Origin of the sequence: Spongiactinospora gelatinilytica (assembly GCF_003236385.1) — a bacterium.
In the GTDB taxonomy this organism is placed as follows: Bacteria; Actinomycetota; Actinomycetes; order Streptosporangiales; family Streptosporangiaceae; genus Spongiactinospora; species Spongiactinospora gelatinilytica.
This window is the reverse complement of the sequence record NZ_POUA01000779.1, coordinates 1-889: the sequence shown is the minus strand read 5'-3', so window position 1 is coordinate 889 and position 889 is coordinate 1. Positions and strand designations below refer to the sequence as shown.

The 889-nt window shown below is 73.6% G+C and carries 1 protein-coding gene; it reads left to right on the top strand.

Going from position 1 to position 889, the window contains the following annotated elements:
* Nucleotides 1-118: 118 nt before the first annotated feature.
* Nucleotides 119-889, top strand: a 771-nt coding sequence (locus C1I98_RS39360; RefSeq protein ID WP_233508588.1) for a pentapeptide repeat-containing protein, incomplete at its 3' end; no start/stop codon positions are given.

The window sequence follows — 889 nt, the reverse complement described above, 5'->3', positions numbered from 1 at the left end:
ACCCGAAACACCGCCCGCAATCCGCCCGCAGATCCCCGGGCCCGCCACACCCCCGTCCGCGCAGGAGCACCACTCCGGGCCCGGGGATCTGCGGGCGGATTGCGGGCGGTGTTTCGGGTTGTGCTGCGTCGCGCCCGCGTTCGCGAAGTCGGCGGACTTCGCGATCGACAAGCCCGCCGGGCGTCCCTGCCCCAACCTGGAGCTGGACTTCCGCTGCGGCGTCCACACCACCCTGCGGGAGCGCGGCTTCACCGGATGCACGGTGTTCGACTGCTTCGGCGCGGGACAGCAGGTCTCCCAGGTCACCTACGGCGGCCGGGACTGGCGGGCGCACCCCGAGACGACCGCGTCGATGTTCGGCGTGTTCGCCACCATGCGGCAACTGCACGAGCTGTTGTGGTACATCGGCGAAGCGCTCACGATTCCCGCCGCGCACGGGTTGCGGGACGACCTCGCCGCCGCGTACGCCGAGACCGAACGGCTGACCGGCGAAACCCCCGACGCGCTCGCCGAACTCGACCTGCGCGAGCATCGGGAAAAGGTCAACGCGCTGCTGCTCAAGGCCAGTGAGCTGGCCAGGGCCGGCCTGGCCAAGGGCCAGGGCCGCCGGCGCGGCGGCGGCAGGACGCCCGGCAAGCAGCTCAGGGGCGCGGACCTGGCCGGGGCCGACCTGCGCCGCGCCGATCTGCGGGGCGCGAACCTGCGCGGCGCGTTCCTCATCGGGGCCGACCTGCGCGGGGCCGATCTCAGGGCCGCCGACCTGATCGGGGCCGACCTGCGCGGCGCGAAGCTCGGCGGCGCCGACCTCACCGGAAGCATCTTCCTCATCCAGTCCCAGCTCGACGCCGCCCAAGGCGATCAGGCGACCCGGCTGCCCCCCGCGCAGGTC